Annotated in this window: 23 protein-coding genes; 12 read left to right on the top strand and 11 right to left on the bottom strand. The window is 65.1% G+C overall.

Features of this window, described 5'->3' with window-relative positions:
• Positions 1-3 precede the first annotated feature (3 nt).
• Positions 4-1,254, bottom strand: coding sequence for a hotdog family protein (locus G6N51_RS09915; protein ID WP_083169101.1), 1,251 nt, complete (start codon positions 1,252-1,254; stop codon positions 4-6).
• A gap of 44 nt (positions 1,255-1,298) precedes the next feature.
• Here G6N51_RS09915 and G6N51_RS09910 point away from each other — a divergent pair, with 44 nt between their 5' ends.
• Positions 1,299-2,135: an enoyl-CoA hydratase/isomerase family protein gene (locus G6N51_RS09910; RefSeq protein WP_083169105.1), complete on the top strand. Its 837-nt coding sequence runs from the start codon at positions 1,299-1,301 to the stop codon at positions 2,133-2,135.
• Between the two features lie 11 nt (positions 2,136-2,146).
• On the opposite strand, the gene G6N51_RS09905 is transcribed toward G6N51_RS09910, so the two are convergent.
• Positions 2,147-3,013 (bottom strand): SDR family NAD(P)-dependent oxidoreductase, encoded by an 867-nt coding sequence (locus G6N51_RS09905; protein ID WP_083169107.1) that lies wholly within the window; start codon positions 3,011-3,013, stop codon positions 2,147-2,149.
• Positions 3,014-3,121: 108 nt separating this feature from the next.
• On the opposite strand from G6N51_RS09905, the gene G6N51_RS09900 reads away from it, so the two are divergent.
• Positions 3,122-4,642 carry a class I adenylate-forming enzyme family protein gene (locus G6N51_RS09900; RefSeq protein ID WP_083169251.1) on the top strand — a complete coding sequence of 507 codons (1,521 nt, stop codon included), beginning with the start codon at positions 3,122-3,124 and terminating at the stop codon, positions 4,640-4,642.
• Between the two features lie 17 nt (positions 4,643-4,659).
• On the opposite strand, the gene G6N51_RS09895 is transcribed toward G6N51_RS09900, so the two are convergent.
• Together G6N51_RS09895 and G6N51_RS09890 are read right to left on the bottom strand one after the other, a co-directional pair.
• Positions 4,660-5,064 carry a Zn-ribbon domain-containing OB-fold protein gene (locus G6N51_RS09895; RefSeq protein ID WP_083169110.1) on the bottom strand — a complete coding sequence of 135 codons (405 nt, stop codon included), beginning with the start codon at positions 5,062-5,064 and terminating at the stop codon, positions 4,660-4,662.
• A complete protein-coding gene (locus G6N51_RS09890) occupies positions 5,064-6,209 on the bottom strand; it encodes an acetyl-CoA acetyltransferase (protein ID WP_083169113.1) in 1,146 nt (381 codons plus the stop codon). Before G6N51_RS09890 ends, G6N51_RS09895 begins: the two co-directional genes overlap by 1 nt.
• Positions 6,210-6,261: 52 nt before the next feature.
• On the opposite strand from G6N51_RS09890, the gene G6N51_RS09885 reads away from it, so the two are divergent.
• From G6N51_RS09885 to G6N51_RS09870, 4 genes are read left to right on the top strand one after another with little or no spacing between them, the layout of a single operon-like run.
• Positions 6,262-7,110: an HpcH/HpaI aldolase family protein gene (locus tag G6N51_RS09885; protein ID WP_083169116.1), complete on the top strand. Its 849-nt coding sequence runs from the start codon at positions 6,262-6,264 to the stop codon at positions 7,108-7,110.
• 32 nt (positions 7,111-7,142) lie between these two features.
• Positions 7,143-8,261, top strand: coding sequence for a TauD/TfdA family dioxygenase (locus G6N51_RS09880; protein WP_083169253.1), 1,119 nt, complete (start codon positions 7,143-7,145; stop codon positions 8,259-8,261).
• Positions 8,258-9,343, top strand: a complete 1,086-nt coding sequence (locus G6N51_RS09875) for a hydroxyacid dehydrogenase (RefSeq protein WP_083169119.1) — start codon at positions 8,258-8,260, stop codon at positions 9,341-9,343. Before G6N51_RS09880 ends, G6N51_RS09875 begins: the two co-directional genes overlap by 4 nt.
• On the top strand, positions 9,340-10,164 hold the full coding sequence (locus tag G6N51_RS09870; RefSeq protein WP_083169122.1) for an enoyl-CoA hydratase/isomerase family protein: 825 nt from the start codon (positions 9,340-9,342) through the stop codon (positions 10,162-10,164). Before G6N51_RS09875 ends, G6N51_RS09870 begins: the two co-directional genes overlap by 4 nt.
• Before the next feature lie 32 nt (positions 10,165-10,196).
• Here the strand turns inward: G6N51_RS09870 and G6N51_RS09865 are convergent, their stop codons facing one another.
• Complete coding sequence (locus tag G6N51_RS09865; RefSeq protein ID WP_083169125.1) at positions 10,197-11,384, bottom strand: amidohydrolase family protein; 1,188 nt, start codon at positions 11,382-11,384, stop codon at positions 10,197-10,199.
• A gap of 341 nt (positions 11,385-11,725) precedes the next feature.
• Between G6N51_RS09865 and G6N51_RS09860 the strand changes: the two genes are divergently transcribed.
• Positions 11,726-12,517, top strand: coding sequence for a TetR/AcrR family transcriptional regulator (locus G6N51_RS09860; RefSeq protein WP_083169128.1), 792 nt, complete (start codon positions 11,726-11,728; stop codon positions 12,515-12,517).
• On the opposite strand, the gene G6N51_RS09855 is transcribed toward G6N51_RS09860, so the two are convergent.
• A complete protein-coding gene (locus G6N51_RS09855; protein WP_083169255.1) occupies positions 12,506-13,678 on the bottom strand; it encodes an acyl-CoA dehydrogenase family protein in 1,173 nt (390 codons plus the stop codon). The two genes, G6N51_RS09860 and G6N51_RS09855, sit on opposite strands and share 12 nt — an antisense overlap.
• 104 nt (positions 13,679-13,782) lie before the next feature.
• Between G6N51_RS09855 and G6N51_RS09850 the strand changes: the two genes are divergently transcribed.
• Complete coding sequence (locus G6N51_RS09850; protein ID WP_083169131.1) at positions 13,783-14,802, top strand: acyl-CoA dehydrogenase family protein; 1,020 nt, start codon at positions 13,783-13,785, stop codon at positions 14,800-14,802.
• On the opposite strand, the gene G6N51_RS09845 is transcribed toward G6N51_RS09850, so the two are convergent.
• Together G6N51_RS09845 and G6N51_RS09840 are read right to left on the bottom strand one after the other, a co-directional pair.
• A complete protein-coding gene (locus G6N51_RS09845) occupies positions 14,781-15,197 on the bottom strand; it encodes a PaaI family thioesterase (protein ID WP_083169134.1) in 417 nt (138 codons plus the stop codon). The genes G6N51_RS09850 and G6N51_RS09845 overlap by 22 nt on opposite strands.
• Positions 15,198-15,235: 38 nt before the next feature.
• Entirely contained in the window at positions 15,236-16,144 is a 909-nt protein-coding gene (locus tag G6N51_RS09840) for an enoyl-CoA hydratase (RefSeq protein WP_083169257.1), read from the bottom strand.
• A 125-nt stretch (positions 16,145-16,269) separates the two neighbouring features.
• On the opposite strand from G6N51_RS09840, the gene G6N51_RS09835 reads away from it, so the two are divergent.
• Genes G6N51_RS09835 through fadD4 form a run of 4 tightly spaced genes read left to right on the top strand, consistent with a single transcriptional unit; the run spans position 16,270 to position 20,512 of the window.
• Complete coding sequence (locus tag G6N51_RS09835) at positions 16,270-17,355, top strand: NAD(P)H-dependent amine dehydrogenase family protein (RefSeq protein WP_083169261.1); 1,086 nt, start codon at positions 16,270-16,272, stop codon at positions 17,353-17,355.
• A 44-nt stretch (positions 17,356-17,399) separates the two neighbouring features.
• Positions 17,400-18,011, top strand: a complete 612-nt coding sequence (locus tag G6N51_RS09830) for a nitroreductase family protein (protein ID WP_083169259.1) — start codon at positions 17,400-17,402, stop codon at positions 18,009-18,011.
• Positions 18,008-18,946 (top strand): TIGR03619 family F420-dependent LLM class oxidoreductase, encoded by a 939-nt coding sequence (locus tag G6N51_RS09825; protein ID WP_083169137.1) that lies wholly within the window; start codon positions 18,008-18,010, stop codon positions 18,944-18,946. The genes G6N51_RS09830 and G6N51_RS09825 overlap by 4 nt, the downstream gene beginning before the upstream one ends.
• A 36-nt stretch (positions 18,947-18,982) precedes the next feature.
• Positions 18,983-20,512, top strand: coding sequence for a fatty-acid--CoA ligase FadD4 (gene fadD4 / locus G6N51_RS09820; protein ID WP_083169140.1), 1,530 nt, complete (start codon positions 18,983-18,985; stop codon positions 20,510-20,512).
• 73 nt (positions 20,513-20,585) lie between these two features.
• Here the strand turns inward: fadD4 and G6N51_RS09815 are convergent, their stop codons facing one another.
• Genes G6N51_RS09815 through G6N51_RS09805 form a run of 3 tightly spaced genes read right to left on the bottom strand, consistent with a single transcriptional unit; the run spans position 20,586 to position 24,633 of the window.
• The gene (locus G6N51_RS09815; protein ID WP_083169142.1) at positions 20,586-21,839 is read right to left on the bottom strand and encodes a hypothetical protein; all 1,254 of its coding nucleotides are present in this window, start codon (positions 21,837-21,839) and stop codon (positions 20,586-20,588) included.
• Positions 21,836-23,182 carry a wax ester/triacylglycerol synthase family O-acyltransferase gene (locus G6N51_RS09810; RefSeq protein ID WP_232078309.1) on the bottom strand — a complete coding sequence of 449 codons (1,347 nt, stop codon included), beginning with the start codon at positions 23,180-23,182 and terminating at the stop codon, positions 21,836-21,838. Before G6N51_RS09810 ends, G6N51_RS09815 begins: the two co-directional genes overlap by 4 nt.
• 59 nt (positions 23,183-23,241) lie before the next feature.
• Positions 23,242-24,633, bottom strand: coding sequence for a condensation domain-containing protein (locus G6N51_RS09805; RefSeq protein ID WP_083169145.1), 1,392 nt, complete (start codon positions 24,631-24,633; stop codon positions 23,242-23,244).
• Positions 24,634-25,298 lie beyond the last annotated feature (665 nt).

The raw sequence follows: 25,298 nt of genomic DNA, 5'->3' as shown, positions 1-25,298 counted from the left end.
GGGTCAGGTTTCGTCGAATCGTGCCGCCACGGCGGCGAGCAGGTCTGCGAGGTTGGTCGCCCGCCCAGGCGGATCCGGTAGTCGGACGGGGCCGTGTTCGCGGCTGGGGAGCAGAATCGTGGCGGTGCCCGGCGCCGTGATCTGGCCACGATGATTCGTCGCCGCCAGCTCGAGATCGACGGCCGGACGATCGTCGTCGGCGAGATACTTGCGGACCACCGTCCCCGTGACGGTATGCAGATCGCCGACGTAGTTGAAGAGCCGGAATTCGCAGGCGAGCTTCCACAGCCAGCCGTCGTCACCCATCCAGTCGGTGCACAGGTGGATAAGCCACGTCTCGCGCATCCGGCCGTAGTCGAAGGTGGTGGGGTTACCCGCATTGCGGGCTGCCTCCGGTTCCCAGTGCACGCGCTGCTGCGCATCCGGCACGCCGTATTCGTTGGGCGTGTAGAAACGGGGAATGCGCTGTCGATTCCGCCAGGCCAGCCGCAGGGGCCGCACCCCGTACATCCCTGTCCCCATCCCCACATGCCAACAGACCATGTCGGTGACCGTCAGCGGGCCTTTGGTCAAGGTGCCGATGTCGTCACCCTCGGAGACGTCCTCCCACCACCGCGGTTCGGCGCCACGCGCTGTTTCGCGCGCGTATCTCTCGTCCAATTCGGCGATCTCGTCCGGCGTCCACGACTTCAGTTCGACGGCCTCGTACTTCTTGCGGCCGCGCGCCTTGCTGCGCTCGGTGCGGATCATGTTGCGGTACTGCGCGCCCAAGATGACGTCTTCGTCGTCTCGGAACACCTGTGCCGACCACTCGTGGACGGCCCGATCGGCGAATTCGCTGCTCTTGTCGAGCGCGGCGACCAGAGCGTTGCGCCGGAAGACGCGATGATTGGCACGCAGCGGCGCCCACCACTCGCGCGACGAGGATGCGTAGAAGGCGTGGACGCCGCGCAGCGGGTCACCCTTGGTCAGCGCGCGGTCTTGCTCGGAGAGCGTGGTCACCTCGTCCTCGCCTATCAGGGTGTCGCCCCCGACGAGCGCGGGCGGCGCGATCGACTCGCCCCACACGGATTTGGCGGCGTACTCCGGGTCGGTCCACAGCGGGTTGGCGTCGCCGTAGCTCTCCGCCACGTGGCGGAAGCAGTCTTCATTGGGTCTGAAGTAGTGCGGCGGCTGAGTGTGCGGAACCGCGATGCCGATGGTGGCACGCAACCGGGCCAACCCCTCGTCGGTAATCTGACCGGTTTCCGGCATGGAAATTAAGATACCCGAAAAGCGGAAACGCCGTTAACGCAGGGATGAGGGATATGAGCGAGCAAGCATCAGGCATCGTGGCAGCCGTCGGTGAGGACGCGGTATTGCGAATCACCATCGACCGCGCTGATGTCGGAAATTCGTTGTCGCCCTTGGCCCGCGAGGCGCTCACCGATGCATTCATCCTGGCCAACGACGGACCTGACGTCCGCGCCGTGCTGTTGAGCGCAACCGGTGATCGCCACTTCTGTGCAGGCGCGGGCTTGGCCTCGCAGGCGGCGAACGCTGCCGCCCAACCAAAATCCCTCTCCGACAAGCGCCCCGGCGATATCGCTCGCATGCTCCAGCAAGGCTGGCAGCGATTGATTGCGGCGATATTGGATTGCGACAAACCCGTGGTGGCCGCTGTCAACGGTACGGCGGCGGGCGCCGGCACCAGCTTGGTGCTGGCATCCGATCTGGTGGTGATGTCGGCGCAGGCCAAGCTCGTGGAGGCGTTTGTGCACCGCGGGATCCTGCCCGATTCGGGGGCCATCCACCTGTTGACGAGAATCGTGGGCCTGCGCAAGGCCACGGAACTCCTGATGCTCGGCGAGCCGGTCGACGCTGCCACCTGCGAGAAGCTCGGGCTGGTCAATCGCGTGACCGCACCCGAAGACACCCGGGCGGTCGCCGAGGAGCTCGCGGTACGGCTGGCCGCGGGCCCTACCGTGATGCTGGCGCTGACGAAACGGTTGTTGTCGGTGTCGTCGGAGTCGGATCGACACCGCGCATTCGAGCAGGAGGCCTGGGCGCAGGAGGTGGTGTCGCACACTGCCGACCTCCAAGAGGGCCTCGCCTCGTTCGCGGAACGTCGTGAGCCCAAGTTTTTCGGTCGCTGACCGGCCGCGTGTTAGGCCGCGGTGGGTCCGCCCCGAATGGTGAACGTGGCGCTGTCGTCGATCTCGTCGATCGACGACGCCACCGACTCCGCCGTCAAAGACGTGTCCTCGATTCCCTTGGTGACGCCGATGAACACCCGTGACACCTTCCCCGCGCCGACCGAGTAGATGTGCGCGGTTCGATCGCACGACCGATGGCACAGGTAGATCACCACCGGAGTGACAAGCTCGGGATGCATGGCCTTACCGGCCTCCCCCATGATGTCCTCGGTCATCCGCGTCCGTGCGATGGGGGCGATGGCATTGATCGCGATGCCGTTGCGGGCGCCTTCGATGGCGAGAACGTGCATCATGCCGACGAGGCCCATCTTCGCGGCGCCGTAGTTTGCCTGACCGAAATTGCCGAAAAGACCAGTGCCAGAGGTGGTCTGAACGATTCGTCCGTAATTCTGCGCCCGCATGATCGGCCACACCGCCCGCGTCACGTTGAATGCGCCGGCAAGGTGTACCGCGATGACCGCATCGACCTGCTCGGCGGTCATGTTCTTGAACGCCGCGTCGCGCAGAATACCCGCGTTGTTCACCAGAATATCGACTTGGCCGAAGGCGTCCATCGCCGCCGCGACGATCGCCGCGCCGCCGCCCTCGGTGGCCACCGAGTCACCGTTGGCGATCGCGGTGCCGCCCGCCGCTGTGATCTCGTCGACCACGGCCTGGGCCGCCGACATCGACGCGCCGCTGCCGTCCACGGTGCTGCCCAGGTCGTTGACCACGACGCGGGCACCGCGCCGTGCGAGCTCGAGGGCGTGGCAGCGGCCAAGCCCGCCACCGGCGCCGGTGACGATGGCCACCTGGTTATCGAAAGTCATTGACTGCATGGGTGAGAGGTTACATTTACTCAATCGAGAGCAGTAATTTGCATCGGAGGGACATCCATGAGCGGCCCGACTGAATTGCTGCGGCATGCGCATCGGCGCGCCGAAGCGCTGCGGCCCCGGTACCGCATCGCCGGCTTGTGGACCGGGGAACCGCTTGACATGGTGCGCTCCGCTGCCGCCCGGCATCCCGGTCGCCCGGCTGTGGTGGACCGAGGCGCCGAACTCACGTACGGCGAGCTGGACAAGCGCATCGATTCGGCCGCCCTGGCCATGGCCGACGCCGGTGTCGTGCCGGGCAGCGCGATCGTCTTGGTGGTCGGTAACGACGTGGACTCGGTGGTCGCGGTCCACGCGGCGTTGCGGGCGGATGCGATGGTGCTGCTCGTGCCGCGTAGCGCCGGAGCCAAACACGTCGCCGACATTCTCACCCGCACCCGGGCGCGGCTCGGCGCGGCGCCGAACTGGACAGCGATCTCCGAGCCGGAATTATCCGGGCTGTGCCATTGGATCGAACTCGGCGCCGGTGCGCGCTTGGACGCCGATCCGCCGCGCCCGGCGCGGCCGGCCGACGAACCATCCTTCGTGCTCTACACCTCGGGTACGACGTCTCGGCCCAAGGGCGTGATCCACTCGCTCAGCACGTTGGCCAAAGCGTCGGCGAACTACATCGCGGCGGCGGGCCTGGGTTCAGAAGACCGGATTTTTCTGATCAGCCCGCTGGCGTCGGTCACCGGTGTCGTGCAAGCGCTGTTCATCGGACCGATGCTCGCAATACCGGTGATTCTCGAGGACCGTTGGAACCCGTCGGCGACGTGCGACCTGCTGGTGACCTCGGGTGCGACGTGGTACGGCGGTCCGGACCGGCTGCTCGACCGCATACTCGACGAGGCCGTGGCGCGCGATGCCGCCGTTCCGCTGCGCGCGGTTTATCTCGGCGGCACGACGCTGGACCGACGGATCGTCGAACGCGTCGAAGACGATTTCGGCATCATCGTCATGCGTGCGTACGGGTCCTCGGAGGCCCCGGTCAGCACCTCCGGACTGCGGGGCGAATCGCGGGCGGTGCGCCATGCCGACGACGGAGTGGCGCTCGACGACGTCGACGTGCGCGTCGGATCCGCGGCCGAATCCGCCGAATGCTGTATCAGGGGGCCGCACACGTTCCTCGGATACACCGACGCCGAGGACGACAAGATGGCGTTCGACGGCGACTGGTTCCGCACCGGCGATGTGGCGGACATCGTCGGCGATCGGGTGCGCATCGTCGGCCGCATCAAGGACATCGTGATTCGCAACGGGCTGAAGATCCCGGCGGCCGAAGTGCAGGAGGCCGTGTCCCGGATCGCCGGGGTCCGCGAGTGTGCGGCCTATGCGGTCGCCGACGACACCACCGGGGAGCGGCTGGCCATGGCAATTGTGCTCGAACCCGATGTCGATATCACTCTGGCCGAGGTCGCCGTGGCTCTCGTATCCGACGGGCTGCCGAAATACAAACTGCCGGAAGAACTCGTGCTGTGGGACGAGCCCCTTCCCGTCAACGCAAACGGCAAGATCGACCGCGCGAAGCTCGACGAAGGATCGGTCGGGCGGCGCCGTTTGCTCGCCGGCCGTCTCGCAACTGGGGGATAACGGGCAGCCGGCGAAGCTTAGGCGCGTGCCGGGCGGAATACCGGTACGACGAATCCGTCGCCGTCTTCGCGGAAGGCAACCATCAGATCCATGTCTGCGCGCAGGTCTTCGATGGCGCAATCCTCGACGACGGTCATCAGCCGTGGCCCCTCTTCGAGGTCCACCATGGCCAGTACGTACGGAACGTGGGCATCGAAGGGCGCGGCGTTCTGGCGGATGACGCTCCAGGTATACAGCCGCGCGCGTCCGGTGGCCGGCACCAATTCGACGTCCTCGCACCAACAGTGCGGGCAGAACGGCCGTGGGTACAGCGAGGCCCGACCGCAGGACCGGCATCGGTTGACCATCAATCTGCGGTCCTGCGCGGCCGCCCACCAGGCCTGTCCGTCGGTGTCGACCGTGGGCCGATCGGGTGCCGTCACTACTGCCTCCCGAGAATCATCGTCGCGCTGTGGGTGAAGAAACCGCCCATGGCGTGGACACAGGCCAACCGGGCCCCGCCGACCTGGCGCCGCCCGCATTCGCCCCGCAACTGCCGCACCGCCTCGACCATGAGGAACATCCCTCGCATACCGGGATGGCAGGAGGCCAGCCCGCCTCCGTCGGTGTTGGTCGGGAGCGCCCCGCCCGGGCGCAGCGCACCGGATTCGATGAACGGCCCCCCTTCGCCCTTGGCGCAAAAGCCCAGATCCTCCACGGTCAGCAGCACGGTGGACGTGAAGGAGTCGTAGAGCTGGCACACGTCGATGTCACCCGGGCCGACGCCCGCCTGCGCGAAGGCTCGCGGGCCCGAGCGTGCGGCGGCCGAGGTCGTGAAATCGGGCCACTGGCTCATGCTGACGTGGGATGTCGCGTCGGCCGACCCGAGAATCCAGATCGGCTCTTTCGCGCAATCCTTGGCCACCCGCTCGCTGGCCAGCACGACGGCGCCACCACCGTCGGTGCGCAGGCACACATGCTTGGAGGTGAACGGGTCGGCCAGCATCGGTGCGGCCGCCACTTCGGCCACGGTGATGCGGTCGCGCTCAAATGCGTTCTCGTTCATGGCCGCCCACTCGTGGGCGGCGACGGCGACCTCCGCCAGCTGGTCGACGGTCGTCCCGAATTCGATCATGTGTCGCCTGGCCGCCATGGCGTACTTGGCGATCAACGTCGCGCCGTAGGGCGTCTCGTGCTGCAGGACGCCGCCGGTGCCCATGGCGGCGGCGGATGGTCGCACCCGGCGCTTGACGTCCGAGCGCGCGGTCGATCCGTACGTCAACAGGGCGACCTCGATCTGCCCCGCCGCGATCGCTGCCGCGGCGTGGCCGGCCATCACTTCCCACGACGATCCTCCGACATTGGTCGCGTCGACCCAGTCGGGGCGCAGACCGAGATACTCGCCGACTTCGACCGGCGGAAGCAACGTCCCATGAGCGCCGAAACCGTCGATGTCGTCCTTCGTCAGCCCCGCATCGACGACCGCGCGCCGCGAGGACTGCGCCATCAGCGCCATGGCGGTCTTATCGGGAACTCGACCGCAGTCGGAAAGGGCTGCGCCCACGATAGCGACGCGATTCGGCGGCATAGCTCATGGTTATCACACCGCCGCCCGCTTGATAACGGCAGTTCGCAGAAAGATGGAAACCGCATTCTCGGTCGGCTACCGTGAGCCTATGACGACGGCGCTGCGGGACGCCTTACGTGGACACCCCCTTGTGCTGTGCCTGGCTCTGCTCAACTCACGCACCCCTGATGTTCCCGCGGTTGCGGCGGCATGCGGGTACGACGCCGTTTATGTCGATCTCGAACACACATCCATGTCGTTGGAAACCGCGCAGATGCTCTGCATGAGCGCGCTGGGGGCGGGGATATCCGGTCTGGTGCGGGTGCCGTCGCACGACCCCAGCGTCATTGCCCGGGTCCTGGATGGCGGGGCAGTGGGAGTGATTGTCCCGCACGTTAATTCGAGGAGCGAGGCGGAATCCGTCGTTCACGCCGCGCGGTTTCCCCCGATCGGCCATCGATCGATTTCGGGTCCCAACGCTGTCAGCGGATTCGGGCAGCGTCCGGCGCCACAACTGGTCGAGGTGCTCGAACGGCGCACCGTCGTGGCCGTGATGATCGAGACTCCGCAGGCGGTCGATGCCTGCGAGTCCATCGCGTCGGTGGAAGGCATCGACATGATCCTCGTCGGACCGAGCGATCTGACCGCTGAAATGGGCATCCACGGACAGTATGAGAATCCTCATTTCCAGCGTGCGGTAGAATCGGTCGCGGCGGCTTGCCGTAGTCACGGCGTGGCGCTCGGGATAGCCGGAATAAAGTCCCTTGAACTGCTCAGCCGGTTCGTGGGGCTGGGTTTGCGGTTCATCTCGGCGGGGACCGACATCGGGATGATGACGGAGGCGGCCACCACGCGCGCGCAGGCGCTCCGCGGGCTGAGCGAGTCACCGCGCGAACCGATTTGCACGACCGACGACCAATAGCCGCAGTGAGCCAACCCATTCAGGAGGACCGGATGCCGACAGCCATCTATACCGAACCCGTCACCGACACGATGGCGTGGACCGGAGCCGACTTCACGAGCAAGGAGGACTTCGCGTTCGACTTATCGGCCCGCAACGTGGCGGCTTTGGAATCAATCCTGGCCAAGACCGCGAACAAGGACCGAGACGACATCACGCCCGAGGACGCACGGCACCCGGATCTCGATGACGATCTGGCCCGGCTCTACCGGGAAATAATGTTCGGCAAAGGCTTGGCCTGCGTGCGCGGCTTTCCGGTCGAACAGCATTCGATCGAGGAACTCGAACGAATTTACTGGGCGTTCTGCACGCACCTCGGGTATCTCGTGTCGAACAACTCCTTCGGTCACCGGATGGTGCGCGTGCAGGAGGAGATCCTGCCGGGCGGCGTACAACCCGCCCGTGGCACCAAATCGCGGGCTGAGCTGGCGATGCACAACGATGCCGCCGACATCCTCTCGCTGCTGTGTGTGTATCCCGCGGCGCAGGGTGGGGAGAGCCAGTTCGCCAGCGGTCCCGCCGCGCACAACCGGGTTCTGGCGGAACGGCCGGATCTGCTCGAAGTGCTCTACCGGGGGTTCCCGCATCATCGCCGCAGCGAGCAGCCTGACGACCAACCCGACGTGACGCCCTATGACGTGCCCGTCTTCTCCCAAATCGACGGACGAATCTGCATCAACTTCACCTACAGCAGCATCCTGCCCGCGATGCACGCCCTGGGCCGTGAGTTCACGCCACAAGAGGTCGAAGCGGTGGATCTGCTGCGCAACATCCTCATCGAGCAGCAGGTCGAATTCCGACTGGAATCCGGCGAGGCCGCGGTGGCCAACAACTTCGCAATGTGCCATTCGCGCTCCGACTTCGTCAGCAGCAATGATCCGAAGAAGGCGCGCTGCTTCCTGCGGGCGTGGATGGAAGTGCCGCGCAAAGACCGCCGACTGCCGATCGGCCGTGAGTACTTCCACATGGAGAACAAGGACCTGCGCCTCGGGTACGACGTCGTCGAGGGCCGCGACGGCGCGATCGCCCGCAACGACTACAAGAACGTCAACGCCGAACTGGCCGAAATGTTCAAGGCGGCGCAGGCGAAACCCAAAGTCAAGAACACGTGAGCGTTCGTCCGCGTCTGGTTTACGAGCGGTGGACGGATCCCGTGGCCGGCGAGATCCTCGAAAATGCTGACATCGATCTGGTCAAGCTCGACTTGACCGCGGCCGACACGGACAGCTGGGCCGTCTTGGAATCTGCACACGGATACCAGGTCGCCACCCGCACGGACGTGGCTGGCTACGCCGGCGGTGCGCAGTGGCTGGCCGGGCCGGATTTGCTGCGGCGGTGTGAAAACCTTCTCGCCGTGTGCTCTGCGGGCGCGGGGTACGACGTCATCGACGTGGACGCGTGCACGCGCGCCGGAATCGCGGTGTGCAACAACTCCGGGCCGGGCGCGGAGGCGGTCGCCGAGCATGCGCTGGGCTTCATGCTCGACCTGGCCAAAAAGATCACCGCGGCAGACCGGATGCTGCGAGCCGGTCCCCTCAGCGATCGAATGGTCTTGCGGGGCAATCAGTTGATGGGCAAGACGCTGGGTGTCATCGGGCTCGGGGCAATCGGTGGGCGCCTGGTTGAACTGTGCGCGCCGTTCGATATGGAGGTCCTCGTTTTCGACCCTTACCTCGACGAGGCGAGCGCGCGAGCACGCGGGGTGCGAGTCGTCGCGCTCACCGAACTGCTCGAGCGCTCGGACTTCGTCCAGGTGACCTGTCCGTTGACCAGTGAGACCGAGGGACTGATCGGCAGCGGGCAGTTCGCGGCGATGAAGCCGACCGCGTTCTTCATCACCACAGCGCGCGGACCCGTTCATGACGAAACCGCGCTCCTCGAAGCGCTGCGCACCGGAGGAATCGCCGGGGCGGGGTTGGATGTGTTCCACGAGGAACCACCGCGCCAGGACAATCCGTTGCTGCAGCTTGCCAATGTGGTGGCGACGCCCCACACCGCGGGGATCACGGTCGAGGCCACGCGCGATATCGCCGTCGCCACGGCCACGCAGTGGCAGACGATCTTCGGCGGCGGTGTGCCGCCACGGCTGCTGAATCCCGATGTCTGGCCGCGCTTCTGCGACCGATTTCAAGACGCATTCGGATTTCGTCCGAGCGCCACAAGCGTTTTGGAGAGCGGGGGTCGGATCAGGTGAGTCAGTACAAAACGATCGACGTCGAGGTGCGGGATCACACCGCTTGCGTGACCCTCAACCGCCCGGAGGTCCTCAACGCGATCAACGACGAGATGATCGCGGAACTGGCGGTCGCGTACTCGGAAATCGAACGTTCCCAACAGATCTGGACGGTCATCATCACGGGCGCCGGACGCGCCCTGTGCGTAGGGGCCGACGTCAACAAGGCGGCCGACCACGACATGGACAACGCGGCCGGAATCGACAATCAGGGCGAGCCAATCCTCAGCTCGATGCGCCAATGGGACGCACCCCAGGAGGCCACGCCGCCGTGGCTGCAGATGACCAAGCCGATCATTTGCGCCGTCAACGGCATCGCCTGCGGAGCGGGACTGGATCTCGTGACGACCGCGGATATCACCGTCGCGTCGGAGCGCGCGACGTTGATGGATCCGCATGTCAGCATCGGCGTGACGTCCGGTCGCGAAGGGGTGCGGCTTGCCCGGATTTTGCCGCTGCCCGTCGCGATGCGTTTGATCTTGATGGGCAAGCACGAACGACTCGACGCCCAACGGGCCTACGACCTGGGTATCTTCACCGAGGTGGTGGCGCACGACTCATTGATGGCCCGGGCGTGGGAGATCGCCGGCATCGTCAATTCAAATGCGCCACTGGCGGTACGAGGTTCGCGGATGGCCGTGCGCAAAGGTCTCACGCTGCCCATCTACGAGGCCGAACTGCTCGCCGAGAACTATCGGATGAAAGTCGCGCTGACCAAGGACGCCGTCGAGGGGCCGCGAGCCTTTCTCGAAAAGCGCAAACCCGAGTGGAAGGCGTTGTAACACCCGCGACCGAAATCCCCGCGGCCAGTTGTTCACACCATGCCAAAGAACTTTTTGGCGTTGGTGGACAACACCTTCCGCTTTGTCTCCTCGTCCAGGCCCTCCGTCGCCTTATTGGCGACCTCCAGGCTCCTCGGCCAGTTGGTGTCGTTGTGCGGGTAGTCGGTCTCGAACATCAGCTGGTCCGGGCCGACGAGATCGAGGATGCGGAAGGCGACCGGGTCGCCGAAGGTGGAGAAGTAGACGCGCCCCGGCACCTGGTTGCTCGGCGGTTCGGTCAACAGGGGATGAATGCCGCCCCAGGCTCGACGGTCCTCCCAGACCTCGTCGACACGCTGCAGGTAGTAGGGAATCCAGCCGGCCTGCGCCTCGGCGAATGCGATCTTGAGGTCCGGAAATTGAACGAGCTTGGCGGAGAACAGCCAGTCGACCAACGCGATCGTGCAGTTGACCGCCATCAGCGCGCTGGTCACCACATGCGGAGAGTCGGGTGAGGACTTGGTGAGCGACGAACTCGAGCCGATGTGCAGCATGATGCCCACTTGGTTGCGCTCACAGGCGGCGAAGAACGGGTCCCAGTAGCCGCTGTGGATGGACGGCAGATCGAGACGGCTGGGCAGCTCGGAGAAGCACACCGCGCGCATTCCCTTGGCGGCAACCCTTTCGACCTCCCTGGCGGCGAGTTCGACGTCCCACAAGGGAATGATGCCCAGCGGGATCAGCCGCCCGTTCGAGCTACCGCCCCATTCGTCGATCTGGAAGTCGTTGTAGGCCTCGACGCAAAGTCTGGCGAGTTCCTTGTCCTTGCCGTACAGGAACCGCTGGCCGCAGAAGCGGACCAGCGTGTTGGGGAAGCAGGCCGACGCCTCGATGCCGGCGATGTCCATGTCCGCGAGCCGGTCCGCTGCACGGAAGCAGCCCGGGCGCATCTCGTCGTAGGTGATCGGATCGGTGCTGAGCTCGTCGAGGTCGTAGCCGGCGGCAGCGCTGATCAGTGGGATCGGGATGACGGCATCCTCGTAGTGCCAGATATCCGCGTCACGGCCGTCGGGATCCTCGACGAATGCGACATCGGACGTGACGCTCGGGTCCATGCGCCCCTTGGTGCGAACGATTCGCGGCCCGATGTCGCGGTAGCGCTCCGGCAGCCTGCTTGTCCACAGATCGGCCGGTTCCACCAGGTGGTCATCCGGCGAGACGATCAGAATGTCTGCACTCAACGCTGCACTCCTTCGACGGCCCGCGGCTTCAATTACGGCGCACTGATTCACAGATGAGAATCACCGTTTCCACGGTACCGCATACCATTCGGCACGAGGTAACCGGGACGCACGGATAACGTTCCTGCGCGAGGAAGAAGTCGGGAGCGCCCCGTGATGAGGCACGCGCCAAGAAGGCCCCGGGGCCCCGCCTGCACCCGAAGCATTCTCGGCCAGGCGGCGGCAGGCACCGCCCGTTGCCGGTAGGTCCGGAAACTAGCAATTACGCAAAGTGATAATCAACATGCACGTGTATGTAGGTCGCACATTTTCTTCGGCGGGCGAGTATTCTTGTCGGCACTATGCCTACGAAGAAGCCTGCCGGACGCGCGATCGAAACCGGCTTGGAACTGGTTGACAACGACGTTGAGGTGCCCGGTACGTGGCAGCAACGCACGATCGAGCGGCGCCTGAGCACGGCGCGGGCCCGCGCTCTCGCCCGCAGTTCGCGGTTCCTGGCCACCGCCCTGGAGTTGGTGGAGGAGTCGGGCAAGGCCGACTTCACGATCCAGACGCTCATCGACAGGTCGAACCTGAGCCTGCGCGCGTTCTACCAACACTTCGCGGGTAAAGAAGAACTCCTGTTGGCGCTCTATGAGAACGTCACGAGTCAGTTCACCGAGGACATCCGGCAGGAGGTCGCCGCGGCCGACGGTCCGATGGAGCAGCTCGAGGCCTTCTGCCGAGGGGTGCTGTCTCGCGCGGAGTCTTCGGAAGCCGTCGGAGGCCGAGTCATGACGATCTACAACCTCAGCCTCGAGATCGAGCGGCCGGACGATTTTGCCAAAGTGTGGGAGCCCCACCAGAAGCTGCTGACGAAGATCATCACGTCGTGTGCCCGGGCCGGATTGGTCCGCACGGACATGACCCCCGCGCAGCTGACCACCTTGCTGAACACCACGCTCACCGCACTTGCGCAGATCGGCGTCTTCCACCTCGGCGGCAGCAAGGGCCCCAAGCTGACGGAGGACCAGTTGTGGGCGTGGTGCAAACAGGCCGTCACGCCACCAGTCGCCGACATCAAGTCCAGGCCTGCACGCAAGGCGGCGCCACGGACGACGCCGACGCGGCGGGTCAAGAAGCTAACGGGGTAGGCCGAGCCCTCGCTGGGCGATGATCGTTCGCTGAATCTCGCTGGTGCCCGCGTAGATCGTGGTGCCCAGCGAGAACCGCAATGAGTGTTCGAACCGCCCGTGCTCTGGCGCGGTCGGCTCGAGATAGCTGCGCAGGCCGTCAGCGCCGACCAGTTCGACCACGTCTTGGCTGGCGCGTTCGAGCGCCTCGGTGCTGAATACCTTGGACATCGGACCCTCGGCCACCGGTACGTCACCTTGTTCGTGCATCCAGACGCATCGCCGCTGCAACAGCATCGACACCTCCGTCTCCATGGCGACTCGGGCAAGCCGGCGCCGGACGTCGGCACTGGCGATGGGCGGTGCGACATCGCCGGACCGGGTGGTGGTGGCCCAGTGTTCGGCGTGATCCAACAGTCGAATCAGGTGCGGTCCCCACCCGGATGCGTGCTCGTACCGCAACGAAAGCCCCAACACCTCCCAGCCGCCGTCGATGTCGCCAATTCGCCACTCGTCTCCGACGCGGACGTCGCTGTAGAAAGTGATGTTGGTCCGCTCTCCGGAAAGGGTCCAGACCGCCTGTGCCTCAAAGCCATCCGAGTCGCAAGGCACGAGAAACATCGTGAGGCCTTTGTGCTTGGGCTTGTCGGGGTTGGTGCGTGTGAGCAGGAAGATGAAATCGGCGATGTGACCATTGGTGGTGAACATCTTGGAGCCGTTGATCACCCAGTCTGCATCCTCTGCCGATCCGTCGCGGACGGCCTTGGTGGCGGCCGCCGCGACGTCCGAACCGCATTCGGGTTCGGTGAAGCCGAGCGCGATCGTGATGTCGCCGTTGATGGCCCCGGCCAGGATGCGATCCTTCAACTCGGGAGTGCCGATGTCGCGGATTATCGACGCCACCATCCTGGTCGTCTCGGACAGGTACATGGGCGCGTCAGAGCGCATGAGCTCTTCTTTGACGACCTGTTCGTCCCATGAGTTGCGGTTCTGGCCGCCCAATTCGCCGGGCCAGCCCGGTGCGAAATACCCCTTGTCGACGAGCCCTTTCGCAAACTCGTCGTCGTGTGCGACCCCGCTGCGGTAGATGCGTTCCTCGAACTCGGGACTCAACACGTCCCGAAGGTGGTCGCGAAGCTCGTCGCGGAAGGCCGCGGCGTCGGCGTCGAGCTGAAAATGCATCTGCATAGGCCAATCTGTCGTCACACGCATCCCGGGCAGTGCGTATGGTAATGCTAATCTCAATTCTGAGAGTAACCATATCCGCACGTGAGGATTTGACCGCCGTGGACCTGAGCTTAACGAGCGAACAGAGGCAACTGGCGGCTTCGTTCGCCGCGCTGTTCACGCGCGAGTCGACCTCCGAGCGCATCCGAGCGGCTGAGCCGTCGGGCTTCGACCTCAAACTGTGGAGGGCGCTGCTCGGGATTGGCGCGGTTGAGATGGCGGTCGGTGAGGCTGCAGGAGGATGGGGTGCCTCGGTGCTGGACCTCGCGTTAATCGCCGAACAATGCGGCCGCGCACTTGCCTCCGCGCCCGTCATCGAAGCGCAAGTCGCCGCTCGGGCGCTCGCCGAGTCCGGTGAGACCGGCGCCGGGCTGCTGAGCGAGGTTCTTGCGGGTGAACGACTCGTCACGTTCGCGCCTCGCGTGGCATGCGGAGGGCGATTGGAACTGGTCCCTGCGGGAGCGGTGGCGGACTACGTAGTTGCCCTCTCGGAGGGACGGTTACAAGCAGTGCCGATCGGTGACAACCGCACCGCGGTGGGGAACCTCGCGTCAATACCCCTGGCTGACATCATGATTAGGTCTGACTCCGTTGTGCTCGCCGACGGGGCCGCGGCGCGCGAGCTGTTCTCGCATGCGCTCGACCTGTGGCTGGTGCTGACCGCCGTCGCGTTGGCCGGCGCGGCCAAGCGGGCCGTCGAGATCGGCGTTGACTACGCCAAACAACGCCACGCCTTCGGCACAGCAATCGGTTCCTTCCAAGCGGTATCTCACCCGCTGGCCGACAGCGCCACCGCCGCCGACGGGGCTCAGTTGCTCGGACTGAAGGCGGGCTGCGCCTTCGCCGACGAGCCCGACCGCGTACGCGAACTGGCCGCCATGGCTTTCGTCTTCGCCTATGAGACGGCGCGGGATGCGACGCGGCGCAGTCTGCACATCCACGGCGGATACGGATTCGGTATGGAGGCTGACATCCAGCTGTACTACCGCCGGGTCCGCGGCTGGGCAATGGTCTTCGGCGATCCCGCGACCGCGTTGGACCGCGTCGCCGACGCGCGTTACGGGCCGGTCGCCGGCTGAGCGGGACCGCGAGACGCCAGGATTGCGAAGCTAAGGGTTGCCCTTGCCGCGAGCCGGTCTCGACCCACGTCGAACACATCGACGCCGACCACGATCGTCCGCTTTCCAGCTCGGAGCAGTGTGGCACTCGCACGCGCCGGGCCCTCGACGATCGGTGCCAAGAAATGGATCGACATGTCCGCGGTGCCCGCACCGCTTCCGTCCCCGGCGTGCTTGACGGCAAGTCGGCCCCCGGCCACATCGATCAGCGTGGCGACCAACCCACCCTGCAGCGCCCCGCGGTAGTTCACCAGGTCCGGCCGGTTATGCAGGTCGACGACGACCGACTCGGGTGTGTCGACAACGTCGTAGAACGGCAGCCGGCCAAATAGGTGACCGGGGATGGTCACCTCCATTGGTTGTGGCGCCCGTTGGTCGGACAAAGATGCAGATGTCACGCCTCGGACCGGACCTGGTCCTTGACCGCCAAGACAACCGGGGGAGCGGTCCGCCAGTTCGGCACCCCTTGAGCCTCGCCGGCAGTGGGAAGTTTGTCCTCGCGGATCTGTGCCCAATGAGAGTGATTGAGCTGGTGCAACGAGAAACACGATTGCAGCGCGTTGTAGAAGCCCATGTTGTCGACAGACTGGTTAACCGATTCCTTGATCAGCAGGGCCGCCATCGTGGGCACTTTGGTGATGCGCCTTGCCAGCTCGAGTGTGCGCTCGGGCAGCTCGTCGCGTTTGAAGATTTTGCTAACCATGCCGAGGCGGTAGGCCTCTTCGATCCCGATCGCATCGCCGGTCAGCATGAGCTCCTTGGTCCGTCGCGGCCCGAACTCCCAGGGATGGCCGAAGTATTCCATCCCGCACATACCCAGCCGTGTACCGACCACGTCGGCGAAGCGCACCTCTTCGCTTCCGACGATGAGGTCGCATGCCCAGATCAGCATGAGTCCTGCCGAGAAGACATCGCCGTGCACCTGGGCGATGGTGATTTTGCGGAGGTTGCGCCACCGGAGGTTGTTCTGAAAGAAGTAGTGCCATTCCTGCAGCATGGTTCTCTCCGCACCGTCGCGGGTTCCGCCATTGATTGTCACGGTGGGGTGCTGGCCAGGACCCGGGCTGAACTCGGCCAGCGCTTGTCGGGAGCCGATATCGTGACCGGATGAGAACATCGGGCCTTCGCCGGCGAGGATGACCACGCGGACGGTGTCGTCGGCCTCCGCCCGCGCAAACGCCTCATCGAGTTCGACCAACATGCCGCGGTTTTGGGCGTTGCGCTGCTCGGGGCGGTTCAGCGAAATCCGAACGATCATGCCGTCGTCGAAGGTCTCCCACTTCAAGAATTCGTAATCGGTCACCATTGGCCCCGCTCCTCATCCACTTCGGTAATGGTGTTATCTCTCTATGAGAAGATATGTTCTCATGCTTTTGGCCGATGACGGCGGAAGGGGTGCCGATGGCGGCCGGTCAACGAAAGCCGCGAGTGATTCTGTGGGGCCCGGGTCAGGTCGGTATCGGCGCGCTGCGTGCCCTTATCGCCCACCCAGGCCTGGAGTTGGCCGCCGTAATCGTCCATGCCGAAGGTAAGGACGGCAGGGATGCCGGCGACCTGTGTGGGATGCCGGCGACCGGCGTAATCGCCACGCGGGATGTCGGCGCAGCATTATCGACGGATGCGGACGTGGTCGCCTATTTCGCCTCAGGAGACTATCGCTACCACGAGGCGGCGCAGGACATTGCGCGCTGCCTGCGCCAGGGCAAGGATGTGGTGTGCACCTCGCTGGTGCCGATGTGCTACCCGCCCGCCGCGGACAAGCAAACCGTCAAACTGCTCGAGGAGGCGTGCGCCGAGGGCGGTGCCAGCTTCTTCAACAGCGGCGTCGACCCCGGATGGGCCAACGACGTGATCGCGCTGACCATGACAGGCTTCAGCAGCCGCGTCGACAGCATCACCATGCTCGAGATATTGGACTATGGGCCCATCAACCAACCCGACATCATGTTCGACTTCATGGGTTTCGGTCGCCACCCCGACCATCCGGCGCCGCTGTTCGACACGCAGCGCCTGGCCGCACTATGGGCACCAACCGTGCATCTCGTTGCCGACGGCGTTGGCCTACCGCTGGATTGCGTCGAGACGACCATCGAGACGTGGTTGGCCACAACCCGATACGAGGTCGCGTCGGGATGGATCGAACCTGGCACCGTGGGAGGCATGCGATTCAAGCTGGCTGGAATGGTGGGCGGCGAGGAGCGTGTGACGCTCGAACACGTCACTCGCATGGGCGGAGATGCCGCGCCGGATTGGCCAAGGCACCCGTCACCGCACGGTGGTTACCGGGTCGTTGTCGACGGCATGCCGACCTACACCGTAGACATCGAGATGCATGGCCGCGGAAATAACATGCGCGGCCTAACCTACGCGACCGTCATGCGTGAGCTGAATGCCATTCCCGCCGTGATGGCCGCGCCGCCTGGCTTGCTGTCGACCCTCGATCTGCCTCTGGTGACCGGCCCGGTGCGCGGCGGAACCTGGCGGGGTGTCCTGCCCGCGAAGGAGACACCGTGAGTGGGCAGGAGATCGCGCGGACGTCGGCGGACGTGTGGGAGGTCATGCGCACCGCGTCGGCAGTCCGGCGCTACCGCGACGAACCCGTCTCTGATGAGGTGATCGAGATGTGCTTGCGGGCGGCAAGTTGGGCGCCGTCCGGAGGCAATCAGCAGCCGTGGAAGTTCGTCGTACTGCGATCGGACAGCTTGCGCGACGTCATCACAGCGGCGGCCGTTAAGACGTGGGAAATTATGACCGACTTCTATCGTCTTTCCATGCCCGATGACCGGGCCGACGACCCGAAATCGCGCGTGCTGCGAACGATGGCGGAACACATGAGCGTCGGCGGGGCCGCGCCAGTGCTGGTGCTGTTCTGCGTAGAGCCGCAGCGGGGAACCTCCGAACTCCAGCAAGGGGGGTCCATTTTTCCCGCCGTGCAGAACTTCTTGCTGGCAGCCCGTGCGCAAGGCCTCGGCGCGGCGATTACGCTGTGGCACGGGTCGTGCGAGGATCAACTGCGGTCCATGGTCGGAATTCCGAGCGATTGGAAGATCGCAACCCTACTTACGGTGGGTTGGCCAAAGGGCGGGCACCACGCAGTGCGGCGGAAATCGCTGAAAGAGGTGGCGGCGATCGACCGTTGGGATCGGCCTTGGAGTACGGCACAGGAGTGACAGTGCGTTACCCGGAAATCTCGTTGTACTTGCGAACCTTTACCGATGGTCCGCAACATGATTGGCGCCCGACGCTAGCATCGGCACGGGCCATGGATGTCGCGGGAATCGACCGCGTCGTGGTGTCTGACCACGTGGTGTTCGGTGAGAATCTCGCGGCCTATGCGGATCCATCAAGAGGCGGTACGGCCGGTGGCCGCCAACCCACCGGGCCGGACGGGAGCTGGCTGGAACCCATTATCGTTCTCACGGCGATTGCTGCTACCACCGAGCAGATCCGACTCGGGACGTCGATACTGCTCGCCGCCTTGCGGCGGCCCGCGGTTCTGGCCAAACAGCTGGCGACACTCGACGTGCTTTCCGACGGCCGCATCGACCTCGGGGTCGGGGTGGGTTGGCAAAAAGAGGAATACGACGCCGCTGGGCTGTCTTTCGCTCGCCGTGGGCGCCTGCTAGATCACACACTAGAAGTCTGCAAGACGTTATGGACCGAAAAGCGCGCGTCCTACGACTCGCCTGAATTATCCTTCGACGCTATCCACCAGATGCCTAAGCCGGTGCAACCCGGCGGCGTGCCATGCTGGATCAGCGGAACCGTTAACGACGCGGTCGCCCGTCGAATCGCGCGATTCGGCAGCGGTTGGATCCCTTGGGGCTCAGCATTGTCCGACCTTCCCACCGCGATAAAGGCGATGAAGGACCGAGTATCCGCCTTCGGCGGCGACGCCGGCAATCTGCAAGTCCAGGGTGCCGCACGCGCCGTGAAGGACGACGGCGGATCGATCGACTGCGCCTCATCGGTCGCGGCGGTGCCGGCACTGGTCGCGGCGGGCGTCACCGATGTCCGCTTCACGGTGGGGGTGCCCGAGGACGGCGAGCGAGCAGTTGAGGTTCTATCGCGGCTCGTTCAGGCGTTCCGCGACGTCACGCGTTGATTTGGCGCCGGATCGGGCGGGAATCGAGGGTGTTGCATGCAGTTGCGCGATTACGCGAGATCGGCGAAACCTGCTGTGATCCTTCATCCCTCCGGAACCGTCGTAAGCTTTGCGGACCTCGAAGCCGGAGCGAACAGACTCGCACACTTTCTGAGACGATCGGGGTTGGTCGTCGGGGACACCATCGCGGTTCTCATGGAGAACAACGAACACATCCACACCGCGATGTGGGCAGCCAAGCGGAGCGGGCTCTACTACACGCTGGTCAACACGCATCTGAGTCACTCCGAGATCGCTTACGTCGTGGCAGACAGTGGCGCGAAGGCCATCCTCTCCTCCCGGGCGATGCGGGACGCATGCCAGGGTCTCTCCGACCAGCCCGGCAACGGCCTACCACCCGTGGCGCTAATAGCCGACGACGACCTGCGCGGCTGGCAGCGCTACCCGGAGTGCCTGGCCGCCGAACCTTCGACACCTATCACCGATGAGTCCGAGGGTCAGCTTCTGCAGTATTCCGCGGGCAGCACCGGTCGTCCCAAGGGAATCCGCCGACCGCTGAAACCACCAGGCTCGGTCATTTCCAGTTTGTCGACCCCCGTCTTCGAAGCTCTCGAGATGAGCTGCGATTCGGTCTATTTGAGTCCCGCTCCCACCTACCACACCGCGCCGGCCATGTGGACCATGGCGGCGCAAGCCGTCGGCGCTACCACAATTCTCATGCAAAAGTTCGACGCCGAGGATGCCCTAGAGTGCATACAGCGACACGGTGTCACGCATGCGCAATTCGTGCCGACGATGTTCGTCCGGATGCTACGACTGCCCCAAGAGACTAGGACGCGCTACGACCTATCGACGTTGCGGCGGGTCGTCCATGCCGCCGCGCCATGCCCGCCTGAGATCAAGCGCCAGATGATCGACTGGTGGGGCCCGATCGTAGACGAGTACTACGGGTCATCCGAAGGCGCCGGTATCTCATTCATCCGCGCCGACGAGTGGCTTGCCCACCCGGGATCGGTGGGCAAGCCCATGCTGGGCACGCCGCACATCCTCGACGACGAGGGCCGCGAGCTCGGACCCGGGCAGATCGGTGAGATCTATTACGAGGGTGGTTATCCCTTCGAGTACCTCAACGATGAAGCGCAAACTGCCGCGGCGCGTAGCGCGGAGGGCTGGGTCACGGTGGGCGACGTCGGCTATCTCGACAAAGAGGGCTACCTCTACCTCAGCGATCGCCGCAATCACATGATCATCTCCGGCGGGGTCAACATCTACCCTCAGGAGACCGAGAACACTCTTGTCAGCCACCCGCTCGTGGTCGATGCCGCCGTGTTCGGCGTACCCGACCCGGAAATGGGGCAGTCGGTGACCGCCGTGGTGCAACTGTCGGACCCCGCCTTCGCGTCCGCGAGACTCGCCGAGGAGTTAATCGCCTGGCTGCGGAACCGCATGGCCCACTACAAATGTCCCCGCAACCTGTACTTCGAGGCGCATCTGCCGCGCTCTGATGCCGGCAAGCTGTACAAGCGGCAGCTCATCGAGAAGTATGCGGGCGCCCCCGGAGGCTAGGCCATCGTGAACATGCGACCGGGCAGTCGCGTACACGAGTGTTGATCACTTCGCCGACATGGACACGACAGGGCTAGATCATCCGCGGTCCACCGAAACCAGGCACCGCCCCTACCGGGATCAGCGCGAGCACGACCGCAAGAATGGTGAACTGTCGCAATGTTTTCGGTGCGAGCCCCTGATCGATCTCCGGCCTGCCCGCGGCGAAGAGGGTGAACACCACGCCGACATCGAACGCCACGATGGTCAGCCAGCGGGTCCAGTCATATCCGGTCAGAAAAACCGGACAGATCAACAGCAGCCCGCCGACCGCCCACACCATCCGGCCCCGCAGCGCCTCGACAAACGCGCCCAGCGGCACGCCCGATATGGTGCAGAGTCCCCACATGGTCAGCACGAGGGCACCGGCACCGAATATCAGAGAGACCGCCAGACCGAGCATGCCGACGTGGCCGACGGCGCGGACGGCATCGCCGATTCCGTTGTCGTAGTTCGGCATCACGTTGCGGCACACCCAGTCGTGATAGTCGGTTCGAATGGATTGCCCGTCGACAACATAGTGCACCAGCGTGGTCGGCGACGTGACCGCGCCAAACGGGTCGGGCATCGGGTGATGGGGAACCGACGCACACAGTTGAGCCGCGATGTCGTGCCTGCCGAACGCCGCCACCGCAGCCGCCGTGAGTGCTCCCGGCATCACACCCATCAGCACGCCGAGGCCCTGGCTGTTCTCCAGGGCACCGCCAAGGACGATGATCGCCAGCACGGCCCCCAGGGCGAACTGCAGCCCTATCGCCTCGTGCGCGAGCGTCATCGCCGCGATCGTGACGCCGTAGGCGATGCACCATGCCATTGCGATAGCGCGGGAACGCGTGAACACCAGTGCCGAACAGAACAGCGCCAGGGCCGCCCCGCCAAACAGGTCGGGCCGGGCCGAGTAGGCCGCAAACGGGACACCGAAGGGCAGCAACGGAATCAGCATGGCGACCATCAGCCTGCGCCCCGACAGACGGCCACCGACAAGCGCCACGCCCGCGACCGTTGCCAGACCGCACAGGTAGACCGCCGTCGAAAGCCACCGCAGGCCGAGCGTGACCGCGAAATAGTGGCCGGGGAGCAACCGCGCCAGTTCACCGGCGAGCCCACGACGCACGAAGCCGTGGGAGTAGTCCGCGGCGTAGTACGACATCCAGTACACGTCGAGTGGAACGATCTTGATCGCGAACCACAGCACGGCGAGCGCCCAGGCCGCAACCACGGCGCCGATAACCACATACCTGAGGCGGTGGGCGGGTTCCCTTACCGCGAGGTCGGTGTCCACCGTCATATCCGGCCCTCGTAGACGCTGGTGGCGGACAGCTGCAGGTCCGCCAGTGCGCCACACGCGAGCTCGCGGGTTTCTGCCGCGGTGTTGCCGGCGCCCACCCGGTACGCCACGACGTTGAGAAACCGGCTGCCGTTGATCGTTCCTGTGCTGCAGAACAATTGGCCCTGAGCCTGCTCGACACGGCCGCGAGTGATGCCCTGCTCGGCCAGCCGGATACAGACCTCGGCGGCGTCCCCCCCGTCGACGCGGCCGACGGCGGCATCGAGGCTCCCCAGGTTGGAACACCCGACCGGAAGCAGGCCGGTCGACATCGCAATCCCTTCGGCGCGTCGGACCAGCCATCGCGGCGTGAACGGGACGAGCGGCAACCCCGCGAGCATCTCGTTGGGTTGGTCTCGCAGCGACGTCAGCAGCTTCTTGACATCTGCGCGCGCGCAACTCAAGTCGTCGACCACCGCCGCTCCGTTGACGGTGAGCGTGATCGAGGTCAGTGCGTTGGCACGGTCGTCGTTTCCGGTGCGATCGCTGACCGGAAGGACGACCGTCACCGAGTCCCCGTCGGAAAGCACCCGGCCCGTCCGGTGGGCCAGGCGGGCGGCGAACGCCACGAATAAGGTGTTGCTGCTTCCGTTGAGACTGCGCGCACGCGCCTCCCACGCGGCGGCGTCGGTCTGCATCGTCACCGACGGTAGCGACATCCGGTCATCACCGACCGGGGGGAGCGGCCCCGGCCGCCGCGCCCCCGGCGGCGGACCGGACGAGGCCTTGAGCAGGATCACCAGAGCCGCCACCAGCGCGCGGACGGCCGCCGGCAGGCCGCGAACGGCATCGGCCAGGTCCTCGGCGACGGCACGGATCCGGCTCCGTGAATTCGGCCGCGGGTAGCCATGATTACGGCTTTGTCCCTTGACCGCCTCGGTCAGGGCCGCAATCAACCCCAGCCCATCGACAACGCAATGCGATGCCACCAAGGTGACTGCCGCACCGCCGTCCACCAATGGCAGGACACCGAGGTGAAACGCCGGACCGTGCTCGGGATCGACGGGCACGCGTGCGCGCCTTTCGACCCACGCGCCGACCTCCGACCGCGGTTGCCGCCGTTCCAGCGCGATGTCGGGGCAGCGATGGTCGAGCACCCACCGATGGCGCCCGAACGGCAACGGCGAGCGCTCGATCCGTCGGCCGAGCAGACCGGCCCCGAGATGGTCTTTGAAGATCCGCAATTGGTCGAGATCGACGTCGCGGTCGTACACCCACGTGCATTGCACCGTACTGCCTTGACCGGTGGCCCGTAGCCGCAAGAAGGCGGCCTGGTCCAGCAGTGCCAGCCTGGCTTGATCCAATTCGCCGACCGTCCGAAAGCTACTCGTACCGAGACCTCGGGCACGCGAACGCAAATGCATCACGCATCGTGGTGCGACGCGGCGCCGGACGCCCGCATGAACTCGGCGCGCATCGCCTCGACGTAGCGCCGCACGGACCGGCGGGCGACGTCAGTGCCCGGGTAGGCGACCACCAACTGCGTTCCGTCGTGCATGCGGTTGACCCACATGCACACTGTCTCCGACAGCCGATTGTCGCCCCAGATGCCGGCACGCAGGCCGTCGAAGTAATCACCGAACGGGAGCTTGCGGATGTCGATGTAGGACAGCATCGGGACCGGCCGGTCCGGAACCTCGAGGCGGCCCGGCGATCCGTTCGGCATCTCGAGCAGGTGGTAATAGGGCACGGCGCCGAGGGCCGTGCTCGCGTCGAACGACGCCTGGGCGGCGCTGGCCACCTGGTCGAAGGAAGCGCCGGCCGTCGGAATCGCCAACGGGACGAAACTGGCCAACCAACCCACCGCGGTGGTGTGTGCGGGGTCTCGCCGGTTGTCGAAGGGCGTGAGCCCGAAGTATGTTGCCGCGCCGGTCAACCGATGCTCGGCCAGTGCCGCGCAGGCGAACACCCCGCCACTGAAGCGCGCCCCCGCCCCGCGGCACGCCGCCTCGAAACGCCGGCCCTGGTCGTCGTCGATCAGATCGAACACATCGATGGCTCCGGGAGTATCAGCGGACGCCTCGCCCAGTTCGAGCGGAAACCGCGGCAGCGCACCGTTGTTCGCTTCCAGAAAGCTGCGCCAGCGCTGGATTTCGGGCGAATCGTCGTCCAGGCTCGCCGTGTAGGCCCGCTGAGCAGCGCTGTATTCGCGGTGACTGGCCGCCGGCGGCAGGGCGAGTTGCGCGTTCTGCAGCTCGGTGAAGTACGCCGTCTGGATGTCCAGGAAGATCACACCGGCCGACATGCCATCGGCGCGCAAATGATCGACGGCAATGTAGATGGTGAACCGGTCCTCGCCCTGGATGATTCCGAAGCTGAAGCAGTCCCACTGCAGCGGATCGGGAGTATCGAGGATCATCTTGCGGATCTGAAGCGGAGTCATGCCGCCGTGATCCGTTGGCGTTAGCGTGATCGTGTCCGGGTCGGCGATAACGTAGCGGAGGATATCGTCACGGTCACTGAAGGAAAACCGGTCGTGGTAGGCATCATGGCGCCGCACATGGTTATTCAGCGCGTGCGTCATCGCATCGATATCGCAGATGCCCCTGATCTCCCAGGCCCCGATGCACAACCGCGGAATGTCGCGACCGAGGCCGACCTGGCGTCGGTAATATCGAAGATGCTGCGACTGTTGGTAACTCACCGGGGCAGGGTGATATTGCGCTTCGGCAGCGCGGGCGTAAGTATCCGCGGTGGGGTACCAGGATACGACGTTACCCTCGGCCGTCCAGTCGTCCACCGTGCCCAGGAACATGCGTTACCTTTCCCCCGTCAGTTGGCGACGTCAGTCCGAATGTCTGCAACGCGACCGCGCAAAAGTTGCTGAACGATGATGTGAGTCAGGGTTGTTGAGCTCGGTCGTCCACATGCCGGCGAGCGGAGCGAAGGCATGACTCGCGGATGTGCGTGCGGCGCAACCATAAAGATCCCCCTTGGGCCCGGCAATCTCAGAGGGGTTCTGCGCACCCATCCGATTGCCACCGTCTTGCCGTGTGAAGTGACCACACTGCGAATGCTTGAATTCGCGCGCGGTCTACTCCAAAACACCGCTTAAACAAGGCTTTATCGCGACGTCACGACGCAAGCTGTCGAATCCTTCCCCGATAGCGAGCGCTATCTGGACGAGCCATTCGTGCCGCTAATGGGCCTGCGAAACGACGCCTCGATCAAGATATCCTAGGTCCGGTTACGGCGGAAGAGTACCAGCCGAACAATTTGTGCGCCTGTCGGCGGGCCAACGGACGACTCGGCCGACCGCGTGGGTAATGGACATACCCGTGGCTGCGCGAGCGTCTCCGCCGACTCATTCGGGCGAAACCGGGCGATATCGATGACATTGCCTGGTTCGGCTCACGAATCGTCGTCACTTTGTGCCGCAACGCCTTTGCGGAAAGATGTCGGCAGATCCGCATCAGCGTC

Source organism: Mycobacterium paraseoulense, from assembly GCF_010731655.1.
Lineage (GTDB): Bacteria > Actinomycetota > Actinomycetes > Mycobacteriales > Mycobacteriaceae > Mycobacterium > Mycobacterium paraseoulense.
This window is presented reverse-complemented; position numbering and strand designations above follow the sequence as displayed.

Excerpts from the sequence above, each read along its gene's own strand:
- G6N51_RS09915 (WP_083169101.1), bottom strand. The coding sequence starts at position 1,254 with ATGCCGGAAACCGGTCAGATTACCGACGAGGGGTTGGCCCGGTTGCGT.
- G6N51_RS09910 (WP_083169105.1), top strand. The coding sequence starts at position 1,299 with ATGAGGGATATGAGCGAGCAAGCATCAGGCATCGTGGCAGCCGTCGGT.
- G6N51_RS09905 (WP_083169107.1), bottom strand. The coding sequence starts at position 3,013 with ATGCAGTCAATGACTTTCGATAACCAGGTGGCCATCGTCACCGGCGCC.
- G6N51_RS09890 (WP_083169113.1), bottom strand. The coding sequence starts at position 6,209 with ATGCCGCCGAATCGCGTCGCTATCGTGGGCGCAGCCCTTTCCGACTGC.
- G6N51_RS09885 (WP_083169116.1), top strand. The coding sequence starts at position 6,262 with ATGGAAACCGCATTCTCGGTCGGCTACCGTGAGCCTATGACGACGGCG.
- G6N51_RS09880 (WP_083169253.1), top strand. The coding sequence starts at position 7,143 with ATGCCGACAGCCATCTATACCGAACCCGTCACCGACACGATGGCGTGG.
- G6N51_RS09860 (WP_083169128.1), top strand. The coding sequence starts at position 11,726 with ATGCCTACGAAGAAGCCTGCCGGACGCGCGATCGAAACCGGCTTGGAA.
- G6N51_RS09855 (WP_083169255.1), bottom strand. The coding sequence starts at position 13,678 with ATGCATTTTCAGCTCGACGCCGACGCCGCGGCCTTCCGCGACGAGCTT.
- G6N51_RS09845 (WP_083169134.1), bottom strand. The coding sequence starts at position 15,197 with ATGGAGGTGACCATCCCCGGTCACCTATTTGGCCGGCTGCCGTTCTAC.
- G6N51_RS09830 (WP_083169259.1), top strand. The coding sequence starts at position 17,400 with ATGCGCACCGCGTCGGCAGTCCGGCGCTACCGCGACGAACCCGTCTCT.
- fadD4 (WP_083169140.1), top strand. The coding sequence starts at position 18,983 with ATGCAGTTGCGCGATTACGCGAGATCGGCGAAACCTGCTGTGATCCTT.
- G6N51_RS09815 (WP_083169142.1), bottom strand. The coding sequence starts at position 21,839 with ATGACGGTGGACACCGACCTCGCGGTAAGGGAACCCGCCCACCGCCTC.
- G6N51_RS09805 (WP_083169145.1), bottom strand. The coding sequence starts at position 24,633 with ATGTTCCTGGGCACGGTGGACGACTGGACGGCCGAGGGTAACGTCGTA.